The organism is Jingyaoa shaoxingensis, from assembly GCF_014385005.1.
Classification (GTDB): Bacteria; Bacillota; Clostridia; order Lachnospirales; family Lachnospiraceae; genus Marvinbryantia; species Marvinbryantia shaoxingensis.
The window spans coordinates 20,944-45,172 of the sequence record NZ_JACRSZ010000001.1 but is presented as its reverse complement, the minus strand read 5'-3'; the positions used below and the strand labels follow the sequence as shown (position 1 = coordinate 45,172).

General features: G+C 44.1%; 23 protein-coding genes and 1 riboswitch. Of the genes, 19 read left to right on the top strand and 4 right to left on the bottom strand.

The window, feature by feature from the left end; all coding sequences use genetic code 11:
• Positions 1-45: 45 nt before the first annotated feature.
• The 3 genes from nrdD to H8716_RS00200 all read left to right on the top strand — a co-directional run bounded on the left by nrdD (position 46) and on the right by H8716_RS00200 (position 4,139).
• Positions 46-2,178, top strand: coding sequence for an anaerobic ribonucleoside-triphosphate reductase (nrdD, locus tag H8716_RS00210; protein WP_249306296.1), 2,133 nt, complete (start codon positions 46-48; stop codon positions 2,176-2,178).
• A 72-nt stretch (positions 2,179-2,250) separates the two neighbouring features.
• The gene (locus H8716_RS00205) at positions 2,251-3,132 is read left to right on the top strand and encodes an amidohydrolase family protein (protein ID WP_249306289.1); all 882 of its coding nucleotides are present in this window, start codon (positions 2,251-2,253) and stop codon (positions 3,130-3,132) included.
• Between the two features lie 11 nt (positions 3,133-3,143).
• Positions 3,144-4,139, top strand: a complete 996-nt coding sequence (locus H8716_RS00200; protein ID WP_249306285.1) for a 2-hydroxyacid dehydrogenase — start codon at positions 3,144-3,146, stop codon at positions 4,137-4,139.
• 98 nt (positions 4,140-4,237) lie between these two features.
• Here H8716_RS00200 and H8716_RS00195 read toward each other — a convergent pair whose 3' ends face one another.
• Together H8716_RS00195 and H8716_RS00190 are read right to left on the bottom strand one after the other, a co-directional pair.
• Positions 4,238-4,981, bottom strand: a complete 744-nt coding sequence (locus H8716_RS00195; RefSeq protein WP_249306281.1) for a response regulator transcription factor — start codon at positions 4,979-4,981, stop codon at positions 4,238-4,240.
• Positions 4,982-5,044: 63 nt separating this feature from the next.
• Positions 5,045-6,826: a sensor histidine kinase gene (locus tag H8716_RS00190; protein ID WP_249306278.1), complete on the bottom strand. Its 1,782-nt coding sequence runs from the start codon at positions 6,824-6,826 to the stop codon at positions 5,045-5,047.
• 160 nt (positions 6,827-6,986) lie between these two features.
• Between H8716_RS00190 and H8716_RS00185 the strand changes: the two genes are divergently transcribed.
• The 6 genes from H8716_RS00185 (at position 6,987) to H8716_RS00160 (ending at position 12,569) form a co-directional block, all read left to right on the top strand.
• Complete coding sequence (locus H8716_RS00185; protein ID WP_249306268.1) at positions 6,987-7,874, top strand: carbohydrate ABC transporter permease; 888 nt, start codon at positions 6,987-6,989, stop codon at positions 7,872-7,874.
• Positions 7,875-7,887: 13 nt separating this feature from the next.
• Positions 7,888-8,727, top strand: coding sequence for a carbohydrate ABC transporter permease (locus tag H8716_RS00180; protein ID WP_249306265.1), 840 nt, complete (start codon positions 7,888-7,890; stop codon positions 8,725-8,727).
• Positions 8,728-8,829: 102 nt separating this feature from the next.
• A complete protein-coding gene (locus tag H8716_RS00175) occupies positions 8,830-10,098 on the top strand; it encodes an ABC transporter substrate-binding protein (RefSeq protein ID WP_249306262.1) in 1,269 nt (422 codons plus the stop codon).
• A gap of 82 nt (positions 10,099-10,180) precedes the next feature.
• Complete coding sequence (locus tag H8716_RS00170) at positions 10,181-10,948, top strand: ABC transporter ATP-binding protein (RefSeq protein WP_249306259.1); 768 nt, start codon at positions 10,181-10,183, stop codon at positions 10,946-10,948.
• A complete protein-coding gene (locus H8716_RS00165; protein WP_249306252.1) occupies positions 10,939-11,766 on the top strand; it encodes an ABC transporter permease in 828 nt (275 codons plus the stop codon). The genes H8716_RS00170 and H8716_RS00165 overlap by 10 nt, the downstream gene beginning before the upstream one ends.
• A 269-nt stretch (positions 11,767-12,035) precedes the next feature.
• The gene (locus H8716_RS00160; protein WP_249307194.1) at positions 12,036-12,569 is read left to right on the top strand and encodes a GNAT family N-acetyltransferase; all 534 of its coding nucleotides are present in this window, start codon (positions 12,036-12,038) and stop codon (positions 12,567-12,569) included.
• A 68-nt stretch (positions 12,570-12,637) separates the two neighbouring features.
• Here the strand turns inward: H8716_RS00160 and H8716_RS00155 are convergent, their stop codons facing one another.
• Positions 12,638-13,027, bottom strand: a complete 390-nt coding sequence (locus H8716_RS00155; RefSeq protein ID WP_249306249.1) for a cupin domain-containing protein — start codon at positions 13,025-13,027, stop codon at positions 12,638-12,640.
• 222 nt (positions 13,028-13,249) lie between these two features.
• On the opposite strand from H8716_RS00155, the gene H8716_RS00150 reads away from it, so the two are divergent.
• From H8716_RS00150 to H8716_RS00105, 10 genes are all read left to right on the top strand, one after another.
• Entirely contained in the window at positions 13,250-15,658 is a 2,409-nt protein-coding gene (locus H8716_RS00150; RefSeq protein WP_249306247.1) for a hybrid sensor histidine kinase/response regulator, read from the top strand.
• Between the two features lie 25 nt (positions 15,659-15,683).
• Positions 15,684-15,791, top strand: a riboswitch (TPP riboswitch).
• A gap of 161 nt (positions 15,792-15,952) precedes the next feature.
• On the top strand, positions 15,953-16,147 hold the full coding sequence (thiS, locus tag H8716_RS00145) for a sulfur carrier protein ThiS (RefSeq protein ID WP_249306244.1): 195 nt from the start codon (positions 15,953-15,955) through the stop codon (positions 16,145-16,147).
• 3 nt (positions 16,148-16,150) lie between these two features.
• Entirely contained in the window at positions 16,151-16,804 is a 654-nt protein-coding gene (thiF, locus tag H8716_RS00140; protein ID WP_249306241.1) for a sulfur carrier protein ThiS adenylyltransferase ThiF, read from the top strand.
• 14 nt (positions 16,805-16,818) lie between these two features.
• Positions 16,819-17,583 (top strand): thiazole synthase, encoded by a 765-nt coding sequence (locus H8716_RS00135; RefSeq protein ID WP_249306238.1) that lies wholly within the window; start codon positions 16,819-16,821, stop codon positions 17,581-17,583.
• 11 nt (positions 17,584-17,594) lie between these two features.
• Positions 17,595-18,854: a 2-iminoacetate synthase ThiH gene (thiH, locus tag H8716_RS00130; RefSeq protein ID WP_249306235.1), complete on the top strand. Its 1,260-nt coding sequence runs from the start codon at positions 17,595-17,597 to the stop codon at positions 18,852-18,854.
• Positions 18,835-19,434 (top strand): thiamine phosphate synthase, encoded by a 600-nt coding sequence (locus H8716_RS00125; RefSeq protein ID WP_249306232.1) that lies wholly within the window; start codon positions 18,835-18,837, stop codon positions 19,432-19,434. The genes thiH and H8716_RS00125 overlap by 20 nt, the downstream gene beginning before the upstream one ends.
• Before the next feature lie 120 nt (positions 19,435-19,554).
• On the top strand, positions 19,555-20,397 hold the full coding sequence (locus H8716_RS00120) for a fumarate hydratase (RefSeq protein WP_249306229.1): 843 nt from the start codon (positions 19,555-19,557) through the stop codon (positions 20,395-20,397).
• 2 nt (positions 20,398-20,399) lie between these two features.
• On the top strand, positions 20,400-20,966 hold the full coding sequence (locus tag H8716_RS00115) for a Fe-S-containing hydro-lyase (RefSeq protein ID WP_249306226.1): 567 nt from the start codon (positions 20,400-20,402) through the stop codon (positions 20,964-20,966).
• 123 nt (positions 20,967-21,089) lie between these two features.
• Positions 21,090-21,557: a DUF2284 domain-containing protein gene (locus tag H8716_RS00110; RefSeq protein ID WP_249306221.1), complete on the top strand. Its 468-nt coding sequence runs from the start codon at positions 21,090-21,092 to the stop codon at positions 21,555-21,557.
• Between the two features lie 43 nt (positions 21,558-21,600).
• Complete coding sequence (locus tag H8716_RS00105; protein WP_249306219.1) at positions 21,601-22,176, top strand: nitroreductase family protein; 576 nt, start codon at positions 21,601-21,603, stop codon at positions 22,174-22,176.
• Positions 22,177-22,295: 119 nt separating this feature from the next.
• On the opposite strand, the gene H8716_RS00100 is transcribed toward H8716_RS00105, so the two are convergent.
• Positions 22,296-24,188 (bottom strand): ABC transporter ATP-binding protein, encoded by a 1,893-nt coding sequence (locus H8716_RS00100; RefSeq protein WP_249307193.1) that lies wholly within the window; start codon positions 24,186-24,188, stop codon positions 22,296-22,298.
• Positions 24,189-24,229 lie beyond the last annotated feature (41 nt).

Genomic DNA, 24,229 nt, shown 5'->3' with positions numbered 1-24,229 from the left:
GGAACCACATAACAAGTACAGGCAGAAGAACAGGAGAGATGAAGTATGTACGTAATCAAAAAAGATGGAACCAGAGAAAAATTTGATGTACAGAAGATTGTCCGTGCAGTAAATAAATCTGCCGCCAGAGCGATGTACACATTTTCGGAAGAAGAAACGCTGGAACTGTGCCGCTATGCGACGGCGAGAGCGGAAAGCCTGGGAAAAGAAGGCATTACCATTGCAGAGATGCATAATATTGTGGAAAGTGCCCTGGAAAAAGTGAATCCGGATGTGGCAAAAAGTTACCGGGATTACCGGAATTATAAAGTGGATTTTATCCATATGATGGACGACGTCTATACCAAGAGTCAGTCTATCCGGTATATTGGAGATAAAAGTAATGCCAACACAGACAGTGCACTGGTGGCAACCAAGCGAAGCCTGATTTTTAATGAATTGAATAAGAATCTGTACCAGAAGTTTTTTATGACCAGAGATGAGCGCCAGGCATGCAAGGATGGCTATATCTATATCCATGACCAGTCAGCAAGACTGGATACCATGAACTGCTGTCTTTTTGATGCGGGAACCGTATTAAAGGGCGGATTTGAGATGGGAAATGTGTGGTACAATGAGCCGAAGAGCCTGGATACTGCATTTGATGTGCTGGGAGACATTGTTTTAAGTACAGCAGCACAGCAGTATGGTGGATTCACGGTGCCAGAGGTGGATAAAATTCTGGGACCTTATGCAGAAAAAAGTTACGTGAAGCATAAAGAGGAATTTTTAAAATATGCAGATCCGTCATGGACAGGCGCGGAAGAGAAGGCAGAAGAATATGCCATGAACAAGCTGCGAAGGGAGTTTGACCAGGGCTGGCAGGGGATTGAATATAAGTTAAACACGGTAGGATCCTCCCGCGGGGATTATCCGTTTGTCACAGTGACCATGGGACTTGGAACAAAGCGTTTTGAAAAAATGTGTAATATTTCCCTTCTTGAGGTACACAAGGGAGGTCAGGGAAAGCCTGGAAACAAAAAGCCGGTGCTGTTCCCGAAGATTGTCTTTTTATTTGATGAGAATCTGCATGGACCGGGAAAAATCTGTGAAGATGTTTTCGAAGCAGGTATTGACTGCTCTTCTAAGACCATGTATCCGGACTGGCTTTCGCTTACCGGAGAAGGCTATATCTGCGAGATGTATAAAAAATATGGTCGTGTCATCAGCCCGATGGGATGCCGTGCTTTTTTAAGTCCGTGGTATGAGTGTGGAGGCATGGAACCGGCAGATGAGAATGATAAACCGGTTTTTGTGGGAAGATTTAATATTGGGGCGGTCAGTCTGCATTTGCCGATGATACTGGCAAAAGCGAGACAGGACAGTGTGGATTTTTATGAGGTGCTGGACTATTATCTGGAGATGATACGTAAGATTCACATTAGGACTTATGAATATCTGGGAAATATGCGTGCATCCACTAATCCACTGGCCTACTGTGAAGGTGGATTTTACGGTGGCCATCTGCAGCCGGGAGAACGGATTGAAAAGCTGTTAAAACCGATGACAGCATCCTTTGGAATTACAGCATTAAATGAACTTCAGGAATTATATAACGGAAAGTCCATTGCAGAAGACGGACAGTTTGCGCTGGAGGTATTGCAGTATATTAACAAAAAAGTCAATGAATTTAAAAAAGAAGACGGATGGCTTTATGCTATTTATGGTACACCGGCAGAGAGCCTGTGTGGGCTGCAGGTAGAACAGTTCCGTAAAATATACGGTATCGTAAAGAATGTATCGGACCGTCCATATGTAAGCAATAGTTTTCACTGCCATGTGACTGAGAATCTGACTCCAATTGAAAAGCAGGATCTGGAAGGAAGATTCTGGGAACTGTGTAACGGTGGTAAGATCCAGTATGTACGCTATCCGATTGATTACAACAAAGAAGCCATCAAAAAACTGGTACTGCGTGCCATGGAACTGGGGTATTACGAAGGGGTGAATCTTTCACTGGCATACTGTGATGACTGCGGTCATCAGGAACTGGATATGGATGTCTGCCCGGTATGCGGTTCTAAGAACCTGACAAAAATCGACCGTATGAACGGATACCTGTCCTACAGCCGCGTTCACGGAGATACCAGATTAAATGCAGCCAAGATGGCTGAGATTAAAGAGAGAGTGAGCATGTAGCGATTACAGTGGGCAAATTGTGGGAGTGCGCAGCACGTAACAATTTGCGTAATCGCGTTAGAAAGGAAAAATATGTTTGGAGAATGCCACGCACATCTCTTTATGAATGGTACAGATTACCGCCAGGCAGTACGGGATCATAAAGAGTCAGTAAATGTGCAGAAGATAAGGGAGGAATTAGCTTCCTATCAGAAAAATGGAATTGATTTTGTCCGTGATGGCGGTGACAAATACGGTGTGTCAGAGAGAGCGAGAGATCTGGCACAGGAGTATGGTATTGATTACCGTACTCCTGTATTTGCCATTCACAGAAAAGGGCATTACGGTGGCATTGTGGGAAAGTCAGCAGAGACACTGACGGAATTCGCACAGCTGGTGTCAGAAGTCCGACACAGGAACGGTGATTTTATTAAAATTATGGTTTCCGGCATTATGGAGTACGAGACCTTTGGTGCACTCAGTGAACCGGGACTGGAAGCTGACTGGATCCGGGAGATGGTGCATATTGCCCATGAAGAAGGCTTTTCGGTTATGGTGCATGGAAATGGCCGGGAGCCGGTGCTGGCAGCAGTGGAAGCCGGGGCAGACAGTATTGAGCATGGTAATTATATTGATACAGACTGTCTGGATGCCATGGCAGAGCGAGAATGTGTCTGGGTGCCTACGATTGTGACCACCAGGAATCTGCTGGGATGTGGCAGATACCCGGAACATGTGCTGGAACAGATCTATGAAAAAGAGTGCGAGAATCTGATATATGGATTTGAAAAAGGTGTGAAGCTGGCGGCAGGCAGCGATGCCGGAGCGTATCTGATTCCTCATGGAGAGGGAGTTTTGCAGGAAATACAAATCATTGTTGAAAGTTTAACGAACATAGGGTATAATGAGACCGGTGTGAGAGAGCGGATACAGCAGGGAGAGCGCTGGATCCGGGAGCGTTTTCACAGAAAGTGAGGAGATATAGCATGAAAATATTATTTTTCGGAACTAAAAGTTATGATAAACAGTTTTTTAATGATACATGGAAAGATAAAGTATATGAACAGATTGAGATCGATTATGTAGATGTACTTTTGACACCGGATACTGCAAGACTGGCACAGGGGTATGAAGCTGTCTGCGCATTTGTCAATATGGATCTGAGCACACCGGCAGTAGAAACACTGGCACAGTGCGGCGTAAAGCTGATTCTGATGCGCTGCGCAGGATTCAATAACGTGGATCTGAAGACGGCGCAGGATAAGGGTATTACGGTTATGCGTGTACCTGGCTATTCGCCGGAAGCAGTGGCAGAACATGCCATGGCACTGGCACTGACAGCTAACCGTCATACTCACAAGGCATACGTAAGAGTACGTGAAAACGACTTCAGTCTTGGCGGATTGATGGGTGTGGTATTACACGGAAAAACAGCCGGTATTGTAGGAACCGGTAAAATCGGTGCAGCCATGGCACGGATCTGCCATGGATTTGGCATGAAGGTTCTGGCATATGATGTATATCAGAATCCGGATCTGGATTTTGCAGAATATGTAGATCTGGATACTCTTCTGGCACAGTCAGACCTGATTTCCCTGCACTGCCCGCTGATGGAATCCACCCATCACATGATCAATATTGATACCATTAACAAAATGAAAGATGGTGTCATTCTGGTCAATACTTCCAGAGGTGGTCTGATCAAAACAGATGATCTGATTCAGGGAATCCGTGAAGGTAAGTTCTTTGCAGTCGGACTGGATGTATATGAGGAAGAAAATGCTAACGTGTACGAAGACCGTTCGGATCAGATTCTGGAACATTCTACCGTAGCCAGACTGCTTAACTTCCCGAACGTTATGGTAACATCTCACCAAGGATTCTTTGCAAGGGAAGCGCTGCAGGCAATCAGTAAGACAACTATGGACAATGCACTTGCATTCATGGAAGGAAGAAAGAACGGAAATGAAGTAACTGCATAAAAGAGCATGAAAGTATAAGAAAGAAAAAGGCATCTCCGGATGGTATGACAGGTTTTACTGTTTTATACCATCCGGAGATGCCTTTTTTGGGGACGTATTCAGATATGCTGTTCCTGGCGGAATGTGGTCGGTGAGATGCCATAATAAGTCCGGAAGGCTTTGCTAAAATAGTTGTTATCGGCATATCCCACCCGTTGGGCAACATCCTGGATCTTGATATCCGGATTCAGAAGCAGATCCCTGGCACGTTCCATGCGTACCTGAAGGACATACTCATAGATTCCACAATGATACCGGGCCTTGAACTGACGGGTCAGATATTCTTTGGAAAAAAAGTATTTATCAGCAAACTGAGAGATCTTAATATTGGTACTGTAATGTTTATCGATATAATCATGGATGATGGTGGTTACGGTATCGGAATCCAGATTTGTTTCTTCTTTTTTCTCATTAGATGGACGAAAGTCTGGGCAGATGGATTCCACTGCCCGCTGGATGGCCATATTCAGGTCATCCTCAATAATGGGCTTTAAGAGATAATCCATGACACCATACCGAATGGCCTGTTGTGCATAGGAAAAATCATCATATCCACTGATGATAATAAAGCGGCTGTCAGAAAACTCGGCGGAAGCTGCTTTCAGAAATTCCAGACCATCCATGATTGGCATGGACATGTCCACAAATACCAGATCAGGGTGTACTTCTCGCATGACTGCCAGAGCCTCTTTTCCATTGGCGGCCATGAGTGGCGGATCAATCTGAAAATGAGACCATTTTCCCAGTTTGCTGATTGCGATGCGGACCGGTTTTTCATCGTCTATAATCAATGCTTTCCACATATACCAAAACCTTCTTTCTTATATAGATATCAAAACATGAGCTTGCCTTTACAGACCACAGGTTCAGCCACGGACGGCATCCACAGGAACTTTCATAGTAATAGAGGTGCCTTTTCCTGCCTGACTCTGAATCTCCAGAGTGGCATCTTCTTCATACAGGAGATGCAGGCGGCTATTCAGATTGGCGAGACCTATTTTTCCGGCATTGCCAGGGTGAAGATAGTTCTGGAATTCAGCCTGCATCTGCTGAAGCTGATTCTCAGAAATTCCGCAGCCATCATCTGAGACGGAGACACACAGCCAGCGGTCATGACGGACAGTCTCAATGACAATGGTAATAGAGTCGGTCTCTGGACCTATCCCGTGAATAATGGCATTTTCCACCAGAATCTGAATGCTGATTTTCGGAATCATAGTCTGAAGCAGGGATTCATCCATATCGAAAGTAACCTGAAGTCGGTCTTCCAACCTTATTTTCTGAAGAAATACATAGTTTTTCACATATGTGATCTCTGACTTCAGATAGACCAGATCACCGCCCTGGATGGAATAACGCAGGTTAGAGGCCAGTGAAGTGATCATCTGGTAAATCTGAGGCTGGTCATTCACCAGTGCTTCGGTTGCAATAGCCTGTAGGGTATTATAGAGAAAATGAGGGTTCAACTGGGCTTCCAGAGCTGCAAGACGTGAAGTTTTCTCATTAATCTCAGACAGATAGCTGCGGCGGATCAGGCGGTCAATATGGCGGACCATATCATTGTAACTGTCTGCCAGATCAGTGATTTCCAGACTGCCACCGATACCGGTAACCGGTGAAAAATTACCGTCCCCGGCTTTGACCATCTGCCGGCTAAGCTGTGCAAGCGGGCGCATGGCAAGGCGCAGCAGAATATAGATCAGCGCAGAGACAACGCACCATAAAAGAATACCGGTAAAAATATTGGTATAGAGAAGGGAACGGATTTCCTGATGTAAGTTATCAAGTGGCAGAAAAGCTGTCATTTTCAGCCCATATGGAATGCTTGTGCACAGGACGCCAAGATAATCAGTGTCGTTCAGTGTAAGCAGAAAAGATGTATCATCAGAAGCATCGACGGATGTCTTGGCTGATAAAGTATTTGCTGTGGAAAAGATATCTGGTTTACCGGAATAAAGCAGAGCATCGTCCCTATTAAAAATGCAGATAAATTCGCCATAGTTCTGATGCTTGCTGTTCAGAGATCTGGCGTAGCTGGTATCTACATCTACCTTTACCACAGCCTGCTGGCTGCAGTCCTGAATACGGATAATTGTCTGGTAATAGGAAAAGAAACCGTTCTGTTCTGCAGACGGTTCAATGGCATTGTAATATTTTCCGGAAGCGGAAATGATACTGCCTGGTTCTTCTGAAAGAGAAGAGGATGGAAGCAGCATCACATGCTGTGAAGCACCTACCCGCCCGTAGGTCTGATCCTGATTGCAGAAATAGATCTGGTACCCGTCAAGATCACTGCGGGAATAATAACCGGATTGAATCAGCTCCTTAATATTCTTGGTTTGTGACGGCGTGAAGGAGGTGCGTGAGTTCAGTGCCTGGGTAAACTGGCTGTCATACAGTGGAAGCAGACAGAAGGAGGTCAGATCTCGGATATACTGCTCCAGATTCTGCATTTCCAGATCCAGAAGCCTGACGGATGTGGAAACATGCTGTTCCATTAGGTAGTCCCTGTTTTTCCTATAATCCCGGATCAGAATAAAACTGATCAGCAAGGCGGTGATCAGAGTGACCAGAATGACAAGCTGAGACCAGAGGGGAATTCGTTCTCTTCGAAGCTGTAATCGACTTTTTTTGTTAATAATTGACAAAATAAACACTTCCTTTTCGAAAAATAAAACGGAACTGGTCAATTTTTTACCAGAAAACGTTCTTAAAATTCCATTTCATTGTCATTTTAACAGATATATACTAAAAATAACAGAAAAAGTTATGAAAACAATACAAAAACAGAAACGGGGGATGCAAACTATGCTGAAGTCAAAGCGAAAGAGAAAGGAAGTGTTTGACACCGTTTTGTATACGCTTCCGGCGATCGTTCTGGTAACCATGATGATGTATATTCCATTTATTATGAGTGGTTACTATTCACTGACGAAGTGGAACGGAATAGCAAAAGACGCAGAGTTTATCGGTTTGGATAACTTCGTAATGATTTTCAGTAAAAGTAAGGAATTCTCTAATGCACTGATTTTTACCGGAAAGTATACATTGTTATTTATTATCTTTTCCAATGTGCTGGCACTGTTTCTGGCAGTCTGCCTGACAAAGAAATTTAAGATGGCAAATGTACTTCGTGGGGTATTTTTTATTCCGTACATTATGAGCATGACGATTGTCGGATTTATCTGGAAATTCATATTCACTCAGGGGTTTGCCAGACTTGCAGATATCACCGGATGGGGGATATGGGATATGAGCTGGCTGGGTGATCCGAAGCTGGCATTTTATTCTGTGGTACTGGTAGGTGTATGGCAGTCCCTTGGATTTTATATCGTCCTTTATATTGCAGGACTGCAGGCAGTACCTGCGGATGTGCTGGAGGCGGCGACTGTGGATGGAGCCACCGGCAGACAGCGCTTTTTCAAGGTGACGCTTCCGCTGCTGGGACCATCGATGACTACCTGTATCTTTATGTCTCTGACCAACGGACTGAAGGTATTTGATATTATTCTGGCACTGACCAAAGGTGGTCCCGGAGGATCTACCTATAGTGTGACGCTGCAGATCTACAAAGAAGCATTCCAGAATAATAATTACGGACTTGGATCCGCAGAATCCATCATCTACTTTATTGTGGTGCTGGTTGTGACCCAGGTAGTTCTGAAGATTTTCAGCAGCCGTGAAGTAGAACTGTAGGAGGTGGCAGAGGATGAACGTGAAGACAAGAAAAAAAGTAAACAGAGTATTGTTCTATCTGCTTCTTCTGATTGTGGCAGTGATCTATATCTACCCGGTATTTCTGATGTTTATGAATTCCTTCAAGCCATTTGGTGAGATTGTCAGGGATGCCATTGCGATGCCGACAAAGCCGGAAATCGAGAATTATACATACGTTGTCGATAAGATCAATTATTTTAAACTGTTTGGAAACAACGTGATCATTACGGTAACAGGTATTGCAGGAATTGTTCTGTTCAGTTCTGCAGCAGCCTATATGCTGGACCGGAGAAGAAACCGTTACACCAGAATAGCTCATCTGCTGATTATCACGCCGATGTTGATTCCGTTTCAGACGATTATGATCACACTGCTGAAAGCCATGAATGTGATTCATCTGTCTGGAAGCAAGCTGGGACTTGGTGTACAATACTGGGGATTTGGTATCCCGATGGCGACCTTTATTTTCTATAATTTTATGAAGACGATACCAAAGGAACTGGATGAGAGCGCAGAGATCGACGGTGCATCTACCCATGTGACATTTTTCAGAGTGATTTTTCCACTGCTAAAGTCTGTTACAGTCACAGTGATTGTACTTGATGTGATGTGGATCTGGAATGACTTTCTGCTTCCTCTTCTGATGGTCAACAGCAGTAATGAGACCAAGACACTGGTACTTGCAGCTTATACCTTTGTAGGCCAGATGAATACCAAATGGCATTATGCTATGACAGCCATGGTGCTGGCAGTAGTTCCATCCATTATCATCTTCATTTTTTTACAGAAATATATCGTGGATGGTGTAGTGGCAGGAGCAGTAAAAGGTTAAAACGAATTTATCCGCATAGAAGATCTGACGTGATGCGGTTAAAGAACACCTGCAGTTCATGGGCAGGGGCAAAAATATATATTGTATAAGGAGGGAAATTCCATGAAAAAGAAATTAGTGAGTGTATTACTTAGTACAGTGATGGTGGCAGGTGTGTTCTCAGGTCTTGGTATCAGTGCATCCGCAGCAGAGAATGAGATTTATATGTTCATCAGTTCTCCGGAGTATGCAGACGCGATTAATGAATTGATTGATGCTTACAAAGAAGTAGAACCGGATGTTACCATCAACTACGAAACCACACAGAATGATTACCCTACATTACTGAAAGCCAAACTGAATTCCGGAGAAGTACCTGATATTTTCTCCTCTACATCAGGAAAAGAGATCGATGTTTACCGTGAATGGTCGGCAGATCTTTCTGACCAGCCTCTGGCAGAAACCATGCTTCCGTCTGTAGCTTCTTCTATGGCATCCACAGAAGAGGGCGGCGGTATCTATGGTCTGGCTATCAAAGGCAATTATTTCGGATTAGTTTATAATAAAGCTATCTTTGATGAAGTTGGAATCGAAGTTCCAAAGACTTTAGGAGAAGTAGAAGCTGCATGCGAAGCTATCTCTGAAGCAGGTTATACACCATTTACCACAGGCTTCAGTGAGTGGTGGGTATTCAAACACATCTGGCAGCATTTCCTGGCAGCAGCGGCTACCAATGCTGATACAACAGTAGCAGAACTGGTACAGAAGTTTGAAAACGGAGAAGCAAAAGTATCTGACTATCCGGAACTGTATGATAACTTCTTCCAGTTTATCGACTTGGCAGTAAAATATGGCGATGACAAACCTCTGGAGACTGGTCTGGACGGCGAACTGGCTGCTTACGGAAGCGGACAGGCAGCTATGGTTCTGGGACAGGGTGCATGGATCGAAGCAGATTCACTGGCAATTGATCCAGACCTTCAGATTGGATTCGCAGGATATCCGGTAACCGAGGATGCAGCACAGTCACAGATCATTTCCGGATCTGACCAGGCATTGCGTGTGGCAAAAGATTCCGATGCTCTTCAGGCTACACTGGATTTCGTAAACTGGTGGTACACTTCAGACTACGGCACACAGTGGTTTACAGATGTAGCAGGCGTAGTACCTCCTGTAGCTACCGAGGCGGAGAGCGATTTTGAGATCATCAAACAGGGAAGTGCACTGGAAGAATCTGAGGGAGCAGCACCACTGGGTGTATGCTACTCTACAGACAGCTGGCATCAGGTATTTGGTGAACTGATGCAGGCATATGTAGCCGGAACAGCAGACAAAGACACTACCTGTGCTTCTATCGAAGAGCAGTGGGCAGCAATCGACGGCGCACAGTAGAGATAATTGTTACTTGTCACAGAGTGAACAATAAAGATGGTATCTCATACATTAACACTAAGAGAAAGTGGAGGTGTAAAAGATGCCATCTTTTTTGGAATGCAGAGATGTGGAATATACGTATCACAGTCTGAACGGAGAAACGAAGGCGCTTAAGCATATCAGTTTTACGGTGGATGAAGGCGAGTTTGTGGCAATCGTAGGTCCCAGCGGATGCGGAAAAACTACAATATTGTCACTTCTGTGCGGACAGCTTGCAGAAAGCGCAGGAGAGATTTTATTTCGTGGGAAACCATTAAGAGATCATATGGACTTTCATATCGGATATATGCCACAGCAGGATCAGCTGTTTGAATGGAGAAATATCTATGGAAATGTCACGCTTGGATTGGAAATACAGAAAAAACTGACAGAGGAGAATCAGGCATATGCCAGAAAACTGATGGAAGAATACGGTTTGTGGGAATTCCGCCATGCAAGACCCAGTCAGTTATCCGGTGGCATGAGGCAGCGTGCGGCGTTGATCCGCACCCTGGTTCTGAGACCATCCCTGCTGCTTCTGGATGAGCCGTTTTCCGCACTGGATTATCAGACGCGTCTGACCGTGGCAGATGATATCTACCAGATCATTAAGAAAGAACACAAGACAGCAATTCTGGTTACCCATGATCTGTCAGAAGCAGTCAGTATGGCAGACCGGGTACTTATTTTATCAAAGCGTCCGGCAACGGTATTAAAAGAAGTGGAAACCACATTTGAGATGGAACAGCGCACCCCTATGAAAGCAAGAAATATGGCGGGATTCAAGGAATATTTCAATGAGATCTGGGAGGTACTGCAATGTCAGTAAAGAGAAAAGCAGGAGTTGCTTTGGACACTGGGCAGGTATCTGTGGCGCAGATGGCATATTTAAAGCAGCAAAGTCAACACAGGAAGTTCGTAAAGGCAATGAGGATCAGCATTATAATTGCCTTTTTCTTTTTATGGGAACTGGCGGTACGGGTGGGATGGATCGACGGATTCATCTTCAGCAGTCCGGTAAGAATCTGGGAAACCATGATGAGTATGGGGAAAGATGGAAGCTTGTGGATGCATACAGGAGCTACCTTGTTTGAGACAATGATCAGCTTTTTCCTGACAGTACTGCTTGGAATCCTGACAGCAGTATTGTTATGGTGCAGTGACAGTGCGGCAGAAATTACCGAACCATTTTTCGTTGTCCTAAACAGTCTTCCAAAGTCTGCGCTGGCACCTCTTCTGATCGTCTGGCTGGGAGCCAATCAGAAGACCATCATCGTGGCGGGTATGTCAGTAGCAATTTTCGGAACCATTCTGAACCTGTATACAGGATTCAAAGAATCCGGAAGTGAAAAAACAAGACTGATCTATACACTTGGGGGAAAAAAGCACCATGTATTGACGAAAGTGATCCTGCCAAGTAACATCCCATCTATCATCAGTATTATGAAAGTAGACATTGGATTATGCCTGGTGGGGGTTATTATCGGAGAATTCATGGGAGCCAGGCGGGGACTTGGTTATCTGATTATTTATAGCAGTCAGGTTTTTCAATTGACGAGATTGATCATGGCTATAGTAATATTGTGTGTCATTGCCATGGTACTGTATGGAATCCTGAATATGGTAGAGAAGCGGGTGCGGAGATAAGCACCCGTTTTTGGAAACTGAGGCATTGCACTAACTTGTGAGACTTGAAAAATTATGTTATGATGGATACAAGAAACTTCTGAAACGGGTGCAAATATAAGCATTTGTTTTGGAAAACAGGCAGAGAGGTTATTATGTGGAAGATCAAGCATATTTTTGACGGAAATTATGGCTGTGAGGAAGCGTCAGAAGAACAGACAGGAGAGCTTTCCCTGACACTTATTAATGAGAATGGAGAGGAACGGTATGTATCTGTTACCGATGCATGGATGACAGAGAAAGGACTGGACGAGGGCAGTATCTGGCCGGAACGTTTTCTTTTCCGGGACATCCGAATGGATGAGAAGGAAGAGGTGACAGAGATTGAACAGATCTGTTTTCCGCCAAATGAAGCCTGCTCGGCCAGGTCCATGAAGGAAAGGGTAGAGACTGCACCGGAACTGTTTCTGGTGGCAGAAGATACAGAGACAGGAAAGATAGCAGGATTTTTAAATGGACTGTCCACAAAAGAGACAATATTCCGGGATGAATTCTTTACAGAGATTCATCTTTATGACCCGGCAGGTGAGAATGTCATGCTTCTGGGACTGGATGTGAGACCAGAGTATCGCAGACAGGGACTTGCCCGTGAGATCGTAAGACAGTATGCAGAGCGGGAAAAGAAAAATGGACGCAGGCGGTTGGTACTGACTTGTCTTGAGAGTAAAGTGGAGATGTATCAGAAGTTTGGTTTCCGGGATCTGGGAATGGCCAATTCCACCTGGGGCGGAGAAATCTGGCATGAGATGGATTACCAGTTATAGAAGGATGCCGAGGCATTCTTGAAAAAAAGACCGCGCAGAGCAATTCTGAGCGGTCTTTTGCAGTGATTCTATTCAGGAAAATCAACATCTTCGTAAGGAATGCTCTCGGATGCTTTTGGCCCGTTGGCGTAGACGAACAGAAGCTGCATCACTTCATCACCTGTATTCCATACCATATGTGGAACGCCTTGTGGGAAAAGGAAGACAGAACCAGGTTCCACTTCAAATACCTGATCGCCAATCAGTACCTTTCCATGTCCGGATACAACATATCCGGTCTCCTCGCCATATGGATGAGAGTGGGCAGGAGTCACTTTCACACCTGGCTGATAGAATGTGGTGGATACAGTGGTATATTTCCCGCCTGTGGTTTCCGGTGTCTGAAGCCAGATGGCATCACGACCGGGAAGATGTTTGATATCGCCTTTTGATATATGAGTATATAATCCTTTTTCCATAAAGAACCTCCATGTATAATAAATACTACGATTTTATTTATAAAAATCGTAACATGAATCACAGAAAGGATCAAGTTAGGAAACCGAAATAAATAGAGAAAGAAACGGAAAAAAAATTGTGAGACGGAAATTTTCGTGGTATGATAAATAATAAAATCATGACTCCCGAAAAAGAAGAACGTGTAGAAATAATCCATTTCATCAGATAAAGGAGAACTCGTTATGGCTTTCTGTCAACAAGATTTTCATCTCGATATTTTTCAAAACAGTCCGGCTGCATATTGTGTGGCGGAACTTATACTGGATACAGATGGGCATCCGACAGACTGGATTTATCGGTATTGTAATCCTGCATTTGCAGAGCTGAAGGGATATTGTCTGGATGACATGATCAATCATTCATTTTTAAATTTGTATCCACAGATCGATTCGGAATGGCTGAATGCTTATTATGCGGCAGCATATGAGAATAAAATCAGTGAAATGGATCTGATGCTGGACGAACTGTATCATGTCGTGGTTGTGCCTGCCGGGCAAAAAGGCTTCTGCTCATGCATGATCTATGCGGAAAGAAATAAAAAAATAGAGAAAAATCAGGATTCTTTGACGGAGGAAAAACAGGGCTTAAAAAAGCTTTTGCCGGAATACGTTTCTCTGTACCGCATAGAACTCAATTCTGGAAAATATGAAACGCTGCGACTTATAGGAAATACCAATGCGAGGCAGATGGCTGAGCAGTCCGGTATGGTATTTTCGACCTTTGACGAATATACAGAGCATTATGCAGAGAATTTTATTCTAGAGGAAGACAGAGAAGAATTTAAGAACTGGCATTCCTGTAAGAATATGAAAAAACTGCTATGTAATACAGATAAAATTACGTATCATTATCACAGTGTTTCCAGAGAGGGAAAAGACAGTTATTATGAAGCATATGCAGTGAAGGAAAAGACAGATGATCAGACATTTCAGATTTTTTTAGGATATCGTAATATAGACAGCATTCTTTACAAAGAACGTTCTATTCAGCAAAAGCTTCAGGAAGCACTGGAGCAGGCGAAGCTGAGCAACGAGATCATTACAGCTATTGCCAAATCCTATCAGTATATTTCGCAGATAGATATTCAGGCAGATACATTTGAAGAAATTATAAACAGAGACAAGATACATCTGAACTTTATCCGGACAGGTATCTTATCTGTAAACAATAAAAGAGTTTGCAGACAAGATGTGGCAGAAGAATATCAGGAAACATTTTTAAAATTTACAGATATTACTACCCTGCCTGAGAGGATGAAATCGGAAGAATCTGTTGATCTGGAATATCGTATGAAAGATGGAAGCTGGCATAAAATGCGTTTAATAGAAAAGAAGAGAGATGAAAATGGCTGTCTGACTCATGCACTCTGTGCGATACGAAGTATCAGTGATACAAAAAAGCGAGAGCAGGATCTGATGTATCAGGTAGCGGAAGCTAAGAAGGATGCCGCTCTCAAAAGCAGATTTTTATCGAATATGAGCCATGATATCCGGACTCCGATGAATGGAATTCTTGGGATGCTGGATCTGGCAGAACGTTATCCGGATGATCAGGAAATGCAGAAAAGATGCAGAGATAAAATAAGGGAATCCTCCAAATATCTGGTGGCACTGGTGAATGATATCCTGGATATGAATAAGCTGGAGTCAGAAACAGAGGTGAAGCAGAATATTCCGTTTGATCTGGCAGAATTGCTGAACAAAGTGAATACCAGCAGAGAGAAGATGGCGGCCAATAAGCTGATCGACTATGTGGTGAACTGGAAACGTGCGGGAATAAAACACCGCTATCTCATCGGGAATCCACTGTATGTGGAACGGATTCTGACAATTATTGCTGATAATGCGGTGAAATTTACGAATGCAGGTGGACAGATACAGGTCTGGGGGGAAGAAAAGACCGCAGATGACAGACATGTGACATATCAATTTGGATGTTCGGATACTGGAATTGGTATGAGCGAAGAATTTGTAAAACGGGCTTTTGATATGTTTTCACAGGAGAATGAAACCAGCAGATCAAAGTATGAAGGCAGTGGACTGGGACTGGCAATTGCAAAGAAAATTGCGGATAAACTGGGAGGAACCATTGAGATTCAGAGCCAGAAGGAAAAAGGAACTACCGTACTGATTACATTAACATTTAAAATTGGAGAAAGAATTGAGACAGAAGAGCCGTATGTACAGGGAGAAGTATCTCTGGAAGGACTGCGTGTTCTGGTTGCAGAAGACAACGAACTGAACATGGAAATCGCCAAGTATATGTTAGAAGAAAATGGTATGCAGGTTGAGGGTGCTGTGGATGGGATGGATGCAGTAAAGAAATTTCAAAATACGGAACCAGGTTATTATGATGTGATTTGTATGGACATTATGATGCCAAACCTCAATGGATGGGATGCAGCAAGGAAAATACGGACCATGAAGCGGGCAGATGCCGAAAAGATACCGATAATAGCTATGAGTGCGAATGCATTTACAGAGGATATTATTAAGAGCCGTATTTCCGGAATGGATCGGCACGTTGCAAAACCACTTGATATGAATCAGTTACGGAATGTACTTAAGGAATGTGTTAAAAAACATACTTGAAAATGAAAGATAAATGCTATATAATGATCAGCAAATAGGGAGCTCAAATGGATGGGCTGAGAGTAGACTTTGTAGTCTTGACCTGAAACCTGATTTGGATAATGCCAACGTAGGGAAATACATGTTGCAATGTTAGAAGGTAAAGTTGCCGCTCTCTGTTTTACGTGAACTGGGGGCACCACTTTTCACAGGAGCAGAACAGGCGCCGGATGATACAGATTAAGTGTATCATTCGGCGTTTTTTGGCGTTTTGAGAAAGAATGAGTGCCGAAAAAGAGAAAGGAGTGTGGATACATGGTAAAGATCAATGGAGAGGAAAGAAATCTCGCCGGAAAAAATCTTCTGGAGTATTTAAAAGAGTCCGGATTTGAACCAGAGAGAGTAGTAGTAGAACGAAACCAGGAGATCATTCCACAGGAGAAACTTGGAAATGTAATCATTCAGGATGAAGATGCAATAGAAGTATTGCGATTTGTAGGCGGAGGCTGAAAAATGACAGAAATGCAGATAAAGATGCAGCAGATGATCTCAAATGAGGAACTGGATCGTGCTTTTGATGCGAGATTCCCAGATGAAATGCGGAAAAAACTACGGGGAGCAAAGGTGGCGGTAGCCGGACTTGGAGGACTGGGGTCGAACATAGCAGTCATGCTGGCACGGAGCGGAATCGGACATCTTTTCCTGGTGGATTTTGATGTGGTAGATGTGACCAATCTGAACAGGCAGATGTATTTCATCTCACATTTGGGATTGCCGAAAACAGAGGCTCTGCCACAGATTTTATATCAGATTAATCCCTATCTGATCTGTGAATCAATGCGAATAAAAGTAACACCGGAGAATGTCAGAGAATTATTTAAGGAGTATCCGATTGTGTGTGAGGCTTTTGATAAGCCAGACCAGAAAGCCATGCTGGTAAGAGAATTATTGATGCAGTGCCCGGAAACGATCGTAGTGTCCGGTAATGGAATGGCTGGTTACGGAGACACCAATGATATCTGTACCAGCCAGAAAATGAGACGTCTGTATGTATGCGGAGACCAGAAAACAGATGTGGGTGGCGGCATCGGGCTGATGGCACCAAGAGTAGCAGCCTGTGCAGCCCATGAAGCGAATAAAGTCATACAGTTGATAATGGAAAGATAAAAGGAGAAAAAGTCATGGAAGATAAATTAGTTTTAGGTGGAAAAGAATTTAAAAGTCGTTTTATTCTCGGATCTGGAAAATATAACCTGAATCTGATTAAAGCGGCAGTAGAGCAGGGTGGTGCGGAGATTATTACACTTGCGCTGCGCCGTGCCAATACACAGGAAAGTGAAAATATTCTGGATTACATTCCAAAAGGAGTAACATTGCTTCCGAATACTTCCGGTGCAAGAACTGCAGAAGAAGCCGTTCGTATTGCACGTTTAAGCAGAGCTATGGGATGCGGAGATTTTGTAAAGGTAGAGATCATGCGTGATACCAAATACCTGTTCCCAGACAACCAGGAAACCATAAAAGCAACCGAGATTCTTGCCAGTGAAGGGTTTGTGGTACTCCCATACATGAATCCAGATCTGAATGTGGCAAGGGATCTTCAAAGCGCAGGAGCAGCAGCGGTCATGCCACTGGCAGCACCGATTGGAAGTAACCGGGGACTGGCTATGAAAGCCATGATTCAGGTACTGATTGATGAAATTGACCTGCCGATTATTGTAGATGCCGGAATTGGAAAACCGTCGCAGGCGTGTGAAGCAATGGAAATGGGAGCTGCGGCTGTTATGGCAAATACTGCAATCGCAACAGCAGGAGATGTGCCGGAGATGGCAGCTGCCTTTAAACTTGGAATTGAAGCGGGAAGAAAAGCATATCTGACCGGAATGGGAAGAGTCCTGGCAAGAGGTGGAAGTGCATCTGACCCACTGACAGGTTTCTTACGTTAGGAGGAACAGGGATGAACGAAGAAAATCAGGTATATTTTGTAGACAGCGACCAGCTTCCACCGGCAGCACTTAAGAGAAAGCACCGTCTGGAACAGGATCCGTCTTTCCGAACCAATCATATGGAATATATGGAAGGCATGCAGGTGATTGAATCTGACATCAAGGATAAAGTATTAAAAGCTATGGATGAGTTTGACTATGATACCTATACAGCACTGGATGTGGAGCGGGCACTTTCACATGAGTCCTGTTCCATAGAAGATCTGAAAGCGCTTTTATCCCCGGCTGCGGCGCCTTATCTGGAGCAGATGGCACGAAAGGCAGAAGAGATTACCAAGAATCATTTCGGAAATACCGTGTACATTTTTACACCACTGTATATTGCCAACTACTGTCAGAATTACTGTATCTATTGTGGATTCAACTGTTATAACAATATACGCCGGAAAAAACTGACATTTGAAGAGATGGAACACGAAATGCAGGTAATCTCCAGAACCGGAATGGAAGAGATTCTGATCCTTACAGGCGAAAGCCGGGCATATTCAGATGTGAAGTATATTGGAGAAGCAGTGAAGATTGCCAGAAAATATTTCAAAAATATTGGTATTGAGATTTATCCGGTAAATGTGGATGAATATCAGTATCTTCATGAATGTGGCGTAGATTACGTAACGGTATTCCAGGAAACTTATCATACAGATAAATACGAAACACTGCATCTGATGGGACATAAGCGGGTATGGCCATACCGGTTTGACTCTCAGGAGCGTGCACTGATGGGAGGCATGAGAGGGGCAGGATTCTCAGCTCTTCTGGGCCTGGATGATTTTCGAAAAGATGCACTGGCAACAGCATTGCATGTCTATTATATTAACCGAAAATATCCACATGCAGAACTGTCACTGAGTTGTCCACGCCTGCGTCCGATCGTGAATAACGACAAGATTAACCCAAGAGACGTAGGGGAAAAAGAACTTTGTCAGGTACTTTGTGCGTATCGGATTTTCCTCCCATTTGCGGGAATAACCGTATCCAGCAGAGAAAGCGCCGCATTCCGTAATGGTATTGCCAAAATTTGTGCTACGAAAGTATCAGCAGGAGTTTCTACCGGTATAGGAGACCATGAAGAAAAGTATGAAGGAAAAGAAGAGGCAGATGTTGGAGATGAACAGTTTGAGATCAACGATAACCGTTCTTTTGCATCCATGTATGAGGACATGGAACAGGGAGGTCTTCAGCCGGTTCTGAATGATTATATTTATGTGTAGGGAATATGAACATACCATAGTGATTACCAACCGTGCCCTGGTGCAGGGAGATTTTCTGATGCAGATGGAAAAAGTGGTCCGTCTGCATCCCCGTGCATTGATTTTAAGGGAAAAAGATCTGACGGATGAGGAATACGAACAGCTGGCTGGGAAAGTGCTGGAAATCTGCCGTAAAGAGAATGTGGCCTGCTTTTTGCATTCCAGAATTGCTATTGCTAGGAAAATTGGCTGCGAGAGGATACATCTGTCCATACCGATTCTGCAGAATCTGACGGAAGTGGAGCGAATCCGCCTGAGAAAAGAATTTGAAGAAATCAGCATTTCCTGCCACAGTCTGAGAGATGTACAGACTGCGATAAACAGTGGGGCAACGCAGATTATCCTCGGTACGATTTTTGAGACAGACTGTAAAAAAGGACTGAAAGGAAAAGGAACAGAATTTGTCAAAGAAATCTGCAGCCAGTGCCCCGTACCTGTGTATACCATAGGCGGAATGAATCTGGAAAGACTTGCCGATGTTATGGATGCAGGAGCAGCGGGAGGATGCATGATGTCCGGATTCATGAAAATGAGTTTCTGATTAGTTGACACTCTCCATTTTACTGGATAAAATAGAAAAAGAATGTAACTGTTCAGATTCCACTGTCTGTGAAGGAAGTGAACAGATACGAATCAGAAAAAAGAAGGGGAGCTTACCAAAATGCGTGAGATAGAAGTGAGCAGACTGACAGAGGTGATTGAAAAACTCTGCATTGAAGCAAATGAACATCTTCCGGCAGATGTGAAAGATGCCATTAAGACCTGTCGGGCATGTGAAGATGGAGAAATCGCAAAAGGGGTACTGGACAATATTATTGAGAATTATGAGATTGCGGATCAGGAGAATGTGCCAATCTGTCAGGATACCGGAATGGCATGTGTATTTCTGGAGATAGGACAGGATGTGCATCTGGTTGGCGGAGATCTGACAGATGCCGTTAATGAAGGCGTACGTCGTGGATATGATAGGGGATATTTGAGAAAATCTGTGGTAAAAGATCCAGTCCGCCGTGGAAATACAGGCGATAATACTCCGGCCATGATCTACACAGAGATCGTTCCGGGAGATCAGGTGAAGATAACGGTAGGACCAAAGGGATTCGGCAGTGAGAATATGAGCCAGATCCGTATGTTCAAGCCATCTGCCGGATTACAGGGGATCAAGGACTTTATTCTGGAAGTGGTAGAGACAGCAGGACCGAATCCATGTCCACCGATGGTAGTCGGCGTGGGAATTGGCGGAACCTTTGATAAATGTGCACTGCTGGCAAAGAAAGCATTGATGCGTCCGCTGAATACCCAGAATCCAGATCCATTCTACGCAGATCTGGAAAAAGAGATGCTGGAAAAAATCAATCAGCTGGGCATCGGTCCGCAGGGATTTGGCGGAAAAACCACGGCAATTGGCATGAATATTGAGACTATGCCGACGCATATTGCAGGTATGCCATGTGCAGTCAATATTAACTGCCATGTGACGCGTCATAAATCGGAGGTGATTTAGAGATGGAGAAAAGAAAAATTACACTCCCGTTAACCAAGAAATTAGCCAGAACACTTCATGCAGGAGATCAGGTATTGTTAACCGGTACGATCTATACTTCCCGTGATGCCGGACACAAGAGAATGTGTGAAGCACTGGCGAAAGGAGAGAAGATTCCATTTGACCCGACCGATGCCACGATCTATTATGTAGGACCGACACCGGCAAAACCAGGTGCGGTCATCGGCTCCGCAGGACCGACCACCAGTGGACGTATGGATGCCTATGCACCGACCATGATGTCTGTCGGCGCAAGAGGAATGATAGGAAAAGGCGCCCGTCTTCCGGAAGTAGTCGAGGCCATGAAGAAGTACGATGGTGTATACTTTGGCGCCATTGGAGGTGCCGGAGCACTGCTGGCAAAATGTATCAAAAAAGCAGAATTAATTGCCTACGAAGATCTGGGAGCAGAAGCACTTCGAAAATTATATGTAGAAGACATGCCACTGGTTGTCATCATCGACAGTGAAGGAAACAACCTGTATGAAGACGGCAAGGCAGAGTATCTGAAAAAACATAGTGAGGATTAAAAAATTGTCAGGCGCATTTGCCTGACAATTTTTAACTTCTATCTTAGCTGAGGAATATGCTATAATGATCTAAAATGCAGAGGCATTCTTGAATTGAAATGGAGTGGAGGAGCAGAACAGAAGATGGATTTGATCAAAGAGGCAAAGAAGCTGGGATTTTCGGATGCAGCGTTGATGGATACCAAAGATCTGGTGTTTGTACCAGAATACCGGATGTACTGTGAACAGAACGCATGTGGCTGTTATAATGTGAATCCTGCATGCCCTCCTGAGAGTGGTACAGTGGAGGAAATGAAGCAGCGGGCATTGAAGTATGAGAAGACGCTGGTATTACAGACGATGCAGGATTATGAGATGGACTATAAGAAAGCAAAGCTCCATCAGAATCAGCTGACAGAGCAGCTGGTGGAGAAGATGAAGGAAGCTGGAAAGACCGATATTCTGATTATGAGTGCCGGACCATATAAGCACAATTCCTGTATGTCGGCGTATTGTGTGGATGCGCAGAAGATGGCAAATGCAGTGGGGATGAAATGCTGGACAGACGATGACTATATCCGGTATTTCTCGGAGATTCTGTTCCATGAATAGCATGAACAGAATAATAAATGATTGAAAAAGAGGAGATGGACATATGGACATTATGGAATTGTTAAAGACAAGAAGGACTTACCGACGATTTGAGCAAAAGGCCATATCAGATAAGATTCTGGAGGATATGCTTACAGCAGCCAGATATGCCTCCAGCGCGGCAAATAAGCAGCCGATCAGTTACGTGGTAGTAAGAACCCCGGAAAAGGTAAAAGAAGTCTTTGATCTGACGAAGTGGGCAGGATATTTTCCAAATGATGCAGGCCGCCCGAAAGCAGGAGAAGAACCGGTGTTGTTTATCGGTATCGTGGAGAATCTGGATATCAGTAAGAATTATGCGGATACAGATGCGGGCCTTGCCATCAGCAATCTGACGTTGGCAGCATGGAGCCATGGTGTGGGAAGCTGCATGATCGGAGCCTGCAACAAGCCAAAACTGTCAGAGATGTTCGGACTGACAGAGAATCAGCAGTTACATACAGTAGTGGCATTTGGGTATCCATCCCACAAAAGCTATATAGAAGATGTGAAAGACGGAGCGATTAAATATTATCTGGATGAGAATCAGGATTACGTTGTACCAAAACGCAAGCTGGATGATATAGTAAAATATCTGTAACTGTTCAGATCCCACTATCTGTGAAGGTACTGAACAGTTACAAGAAGATAACAGAAATGCCGGTCGGAGCAGTTACGGTTCCGACCGGCAATTTCTGTATACAAAGGTATTACACTATTTTATTCCAGTTCAAAAGCACCGGTATATAACTGATAATACTTGCCCTTCTGTGCAATCAGTTCATCATGGGTACCACGTTCAATGATATGTCCATGTTCCAGAACCATGATGGCATCTGCATTACGGACAGTGGACAGACGGTGTGCAATGACAAATACGGTACGTCCTTTCATCAGAGCGTCCATGCCTTTCTGGACAATGGCTTCAGTACGGGTATCGATACTGGAAGTAGCTTCATCCAGGATCATAACCGGCGGATTGGAGATGGCGGCTCTTGCAATGGAGAGTAACTGTCTCTGTCCCTGGGAAAGGGAAGATCCGGTTCCGTCGATTTCTGTATCGTAACCATTTGGAAGCATTTCAATGAAATCATGGGCGTTGGCAATCTTTGCTGCTTCGATGACTTCTTCATCTGTAGCATCCAGTTTTCCGTAACGGATATTCTCACGGATCGTACCGGTAAACAGGTTGGTATCCTGAAGAACGATACCCAGTGAGTGGCGCAGATCTGCTTTTTTGATCTTATTGATATTGATATCATCATAGCGGATCTTGCCGTCAGCCAGATCATAAAAACGGTTGATCAGGTTGGTAATCGTAGTCTTTCCAGCACCGGTAGCACCGACGAAAGCAATCTTCTGACCTGGTTTTGCATACAGGGAAATATCGTGAAGCACGATTTTATCTGGATTGTATCCAAAGTCTACATCATAAAAACGGACATCACCTTCCATTTTCTTATAAGTCAGAGTGCCGTCACCATGGCGGTGTTTCCATGCCCAGGTACCGGTACGCTCCTTACATTCTGTCAGAGTGCCGTCAGACGCTTCTTTTGCACGAACCAGTTCTACATAACCATCATCGACTTCCGGTTCTTCATCCATTAACTGGAAGATACGTCCCGCACCTGCCAGTGCCATAACGATGGCATTTAACTGCTGAGAGATCTGACCAATCGGGTTAGTGAAAGACTTGCTCAGCTGCAGGAAACTGGCAATCACACCGATGGTGATGTTGCCGATATGATTGTAAGCCAGTACACCGCCTATGATAGCCAGAACTACATATTGAAGATTTCCAAGATTATTCATCATAGGCATCAGAATATTGGCAAAACGGTTGGCGTTGGTGGCGTTGCTGCAAAGTTCGTCATTTAACCGGTCAAAAGCTTCCTCAGCTCTTTCTTCGTAATTAAATACTTTTACGACCTTCTGACCGTTAATCATCTCTTCAATATAACCGTTGGTGGCACCCAGGGATTCCTGCTGTTTCATAAAGTAGCGTCCACTGTTTCCAGCAACTTTTCCGGTTACTTTCAGCATAAAGAATACAGAAAAAGCAACCACGATGGATAAATAAATACTGGTAGTCAGCATAGCTGCCGCTACAGAGATAATGGTAACAGCAGAAGAGAGCATCTGTGTTAAACTCTGAGAAAGCATCTGCCGTAATGTATCGGTATCGTTCGTATACCGGCTCATGATATCACCAAAGGAATGGGTATCAAAATATTTGATTGGAAGAGACTGCATATGAGTAAACAGCTCGTCACGAATATCACGCAGAACACCCTGGGAGATATTTGCCATGACTCTGGAGTAAACCAGTGTTGCCAAAGCACCTGCCAGATAGATACATCCCATACGAACCAGTGTATGGAACAATGGCCCAAAGTCTGGATTTGCGGACTGCAGGAGCGGAGTGATATAACTGTCAATCAGGGTCCGCAGGAACAGGGATGCGATGACACCGGTAATGGAACTTGCCAGAATGCAGACCAGAACCAGCAGCATCTGGAATTTATAATCCTTCCAGATATATCCCATCAGACGCTTTAACGGAATCATGGGATTCTGTTCTTTCATCATTTTTTTTCGCTGTTCTTTGGACATGCCTCGTGCCATATTTTTCATTTCATTGTTTGATTTTCTCT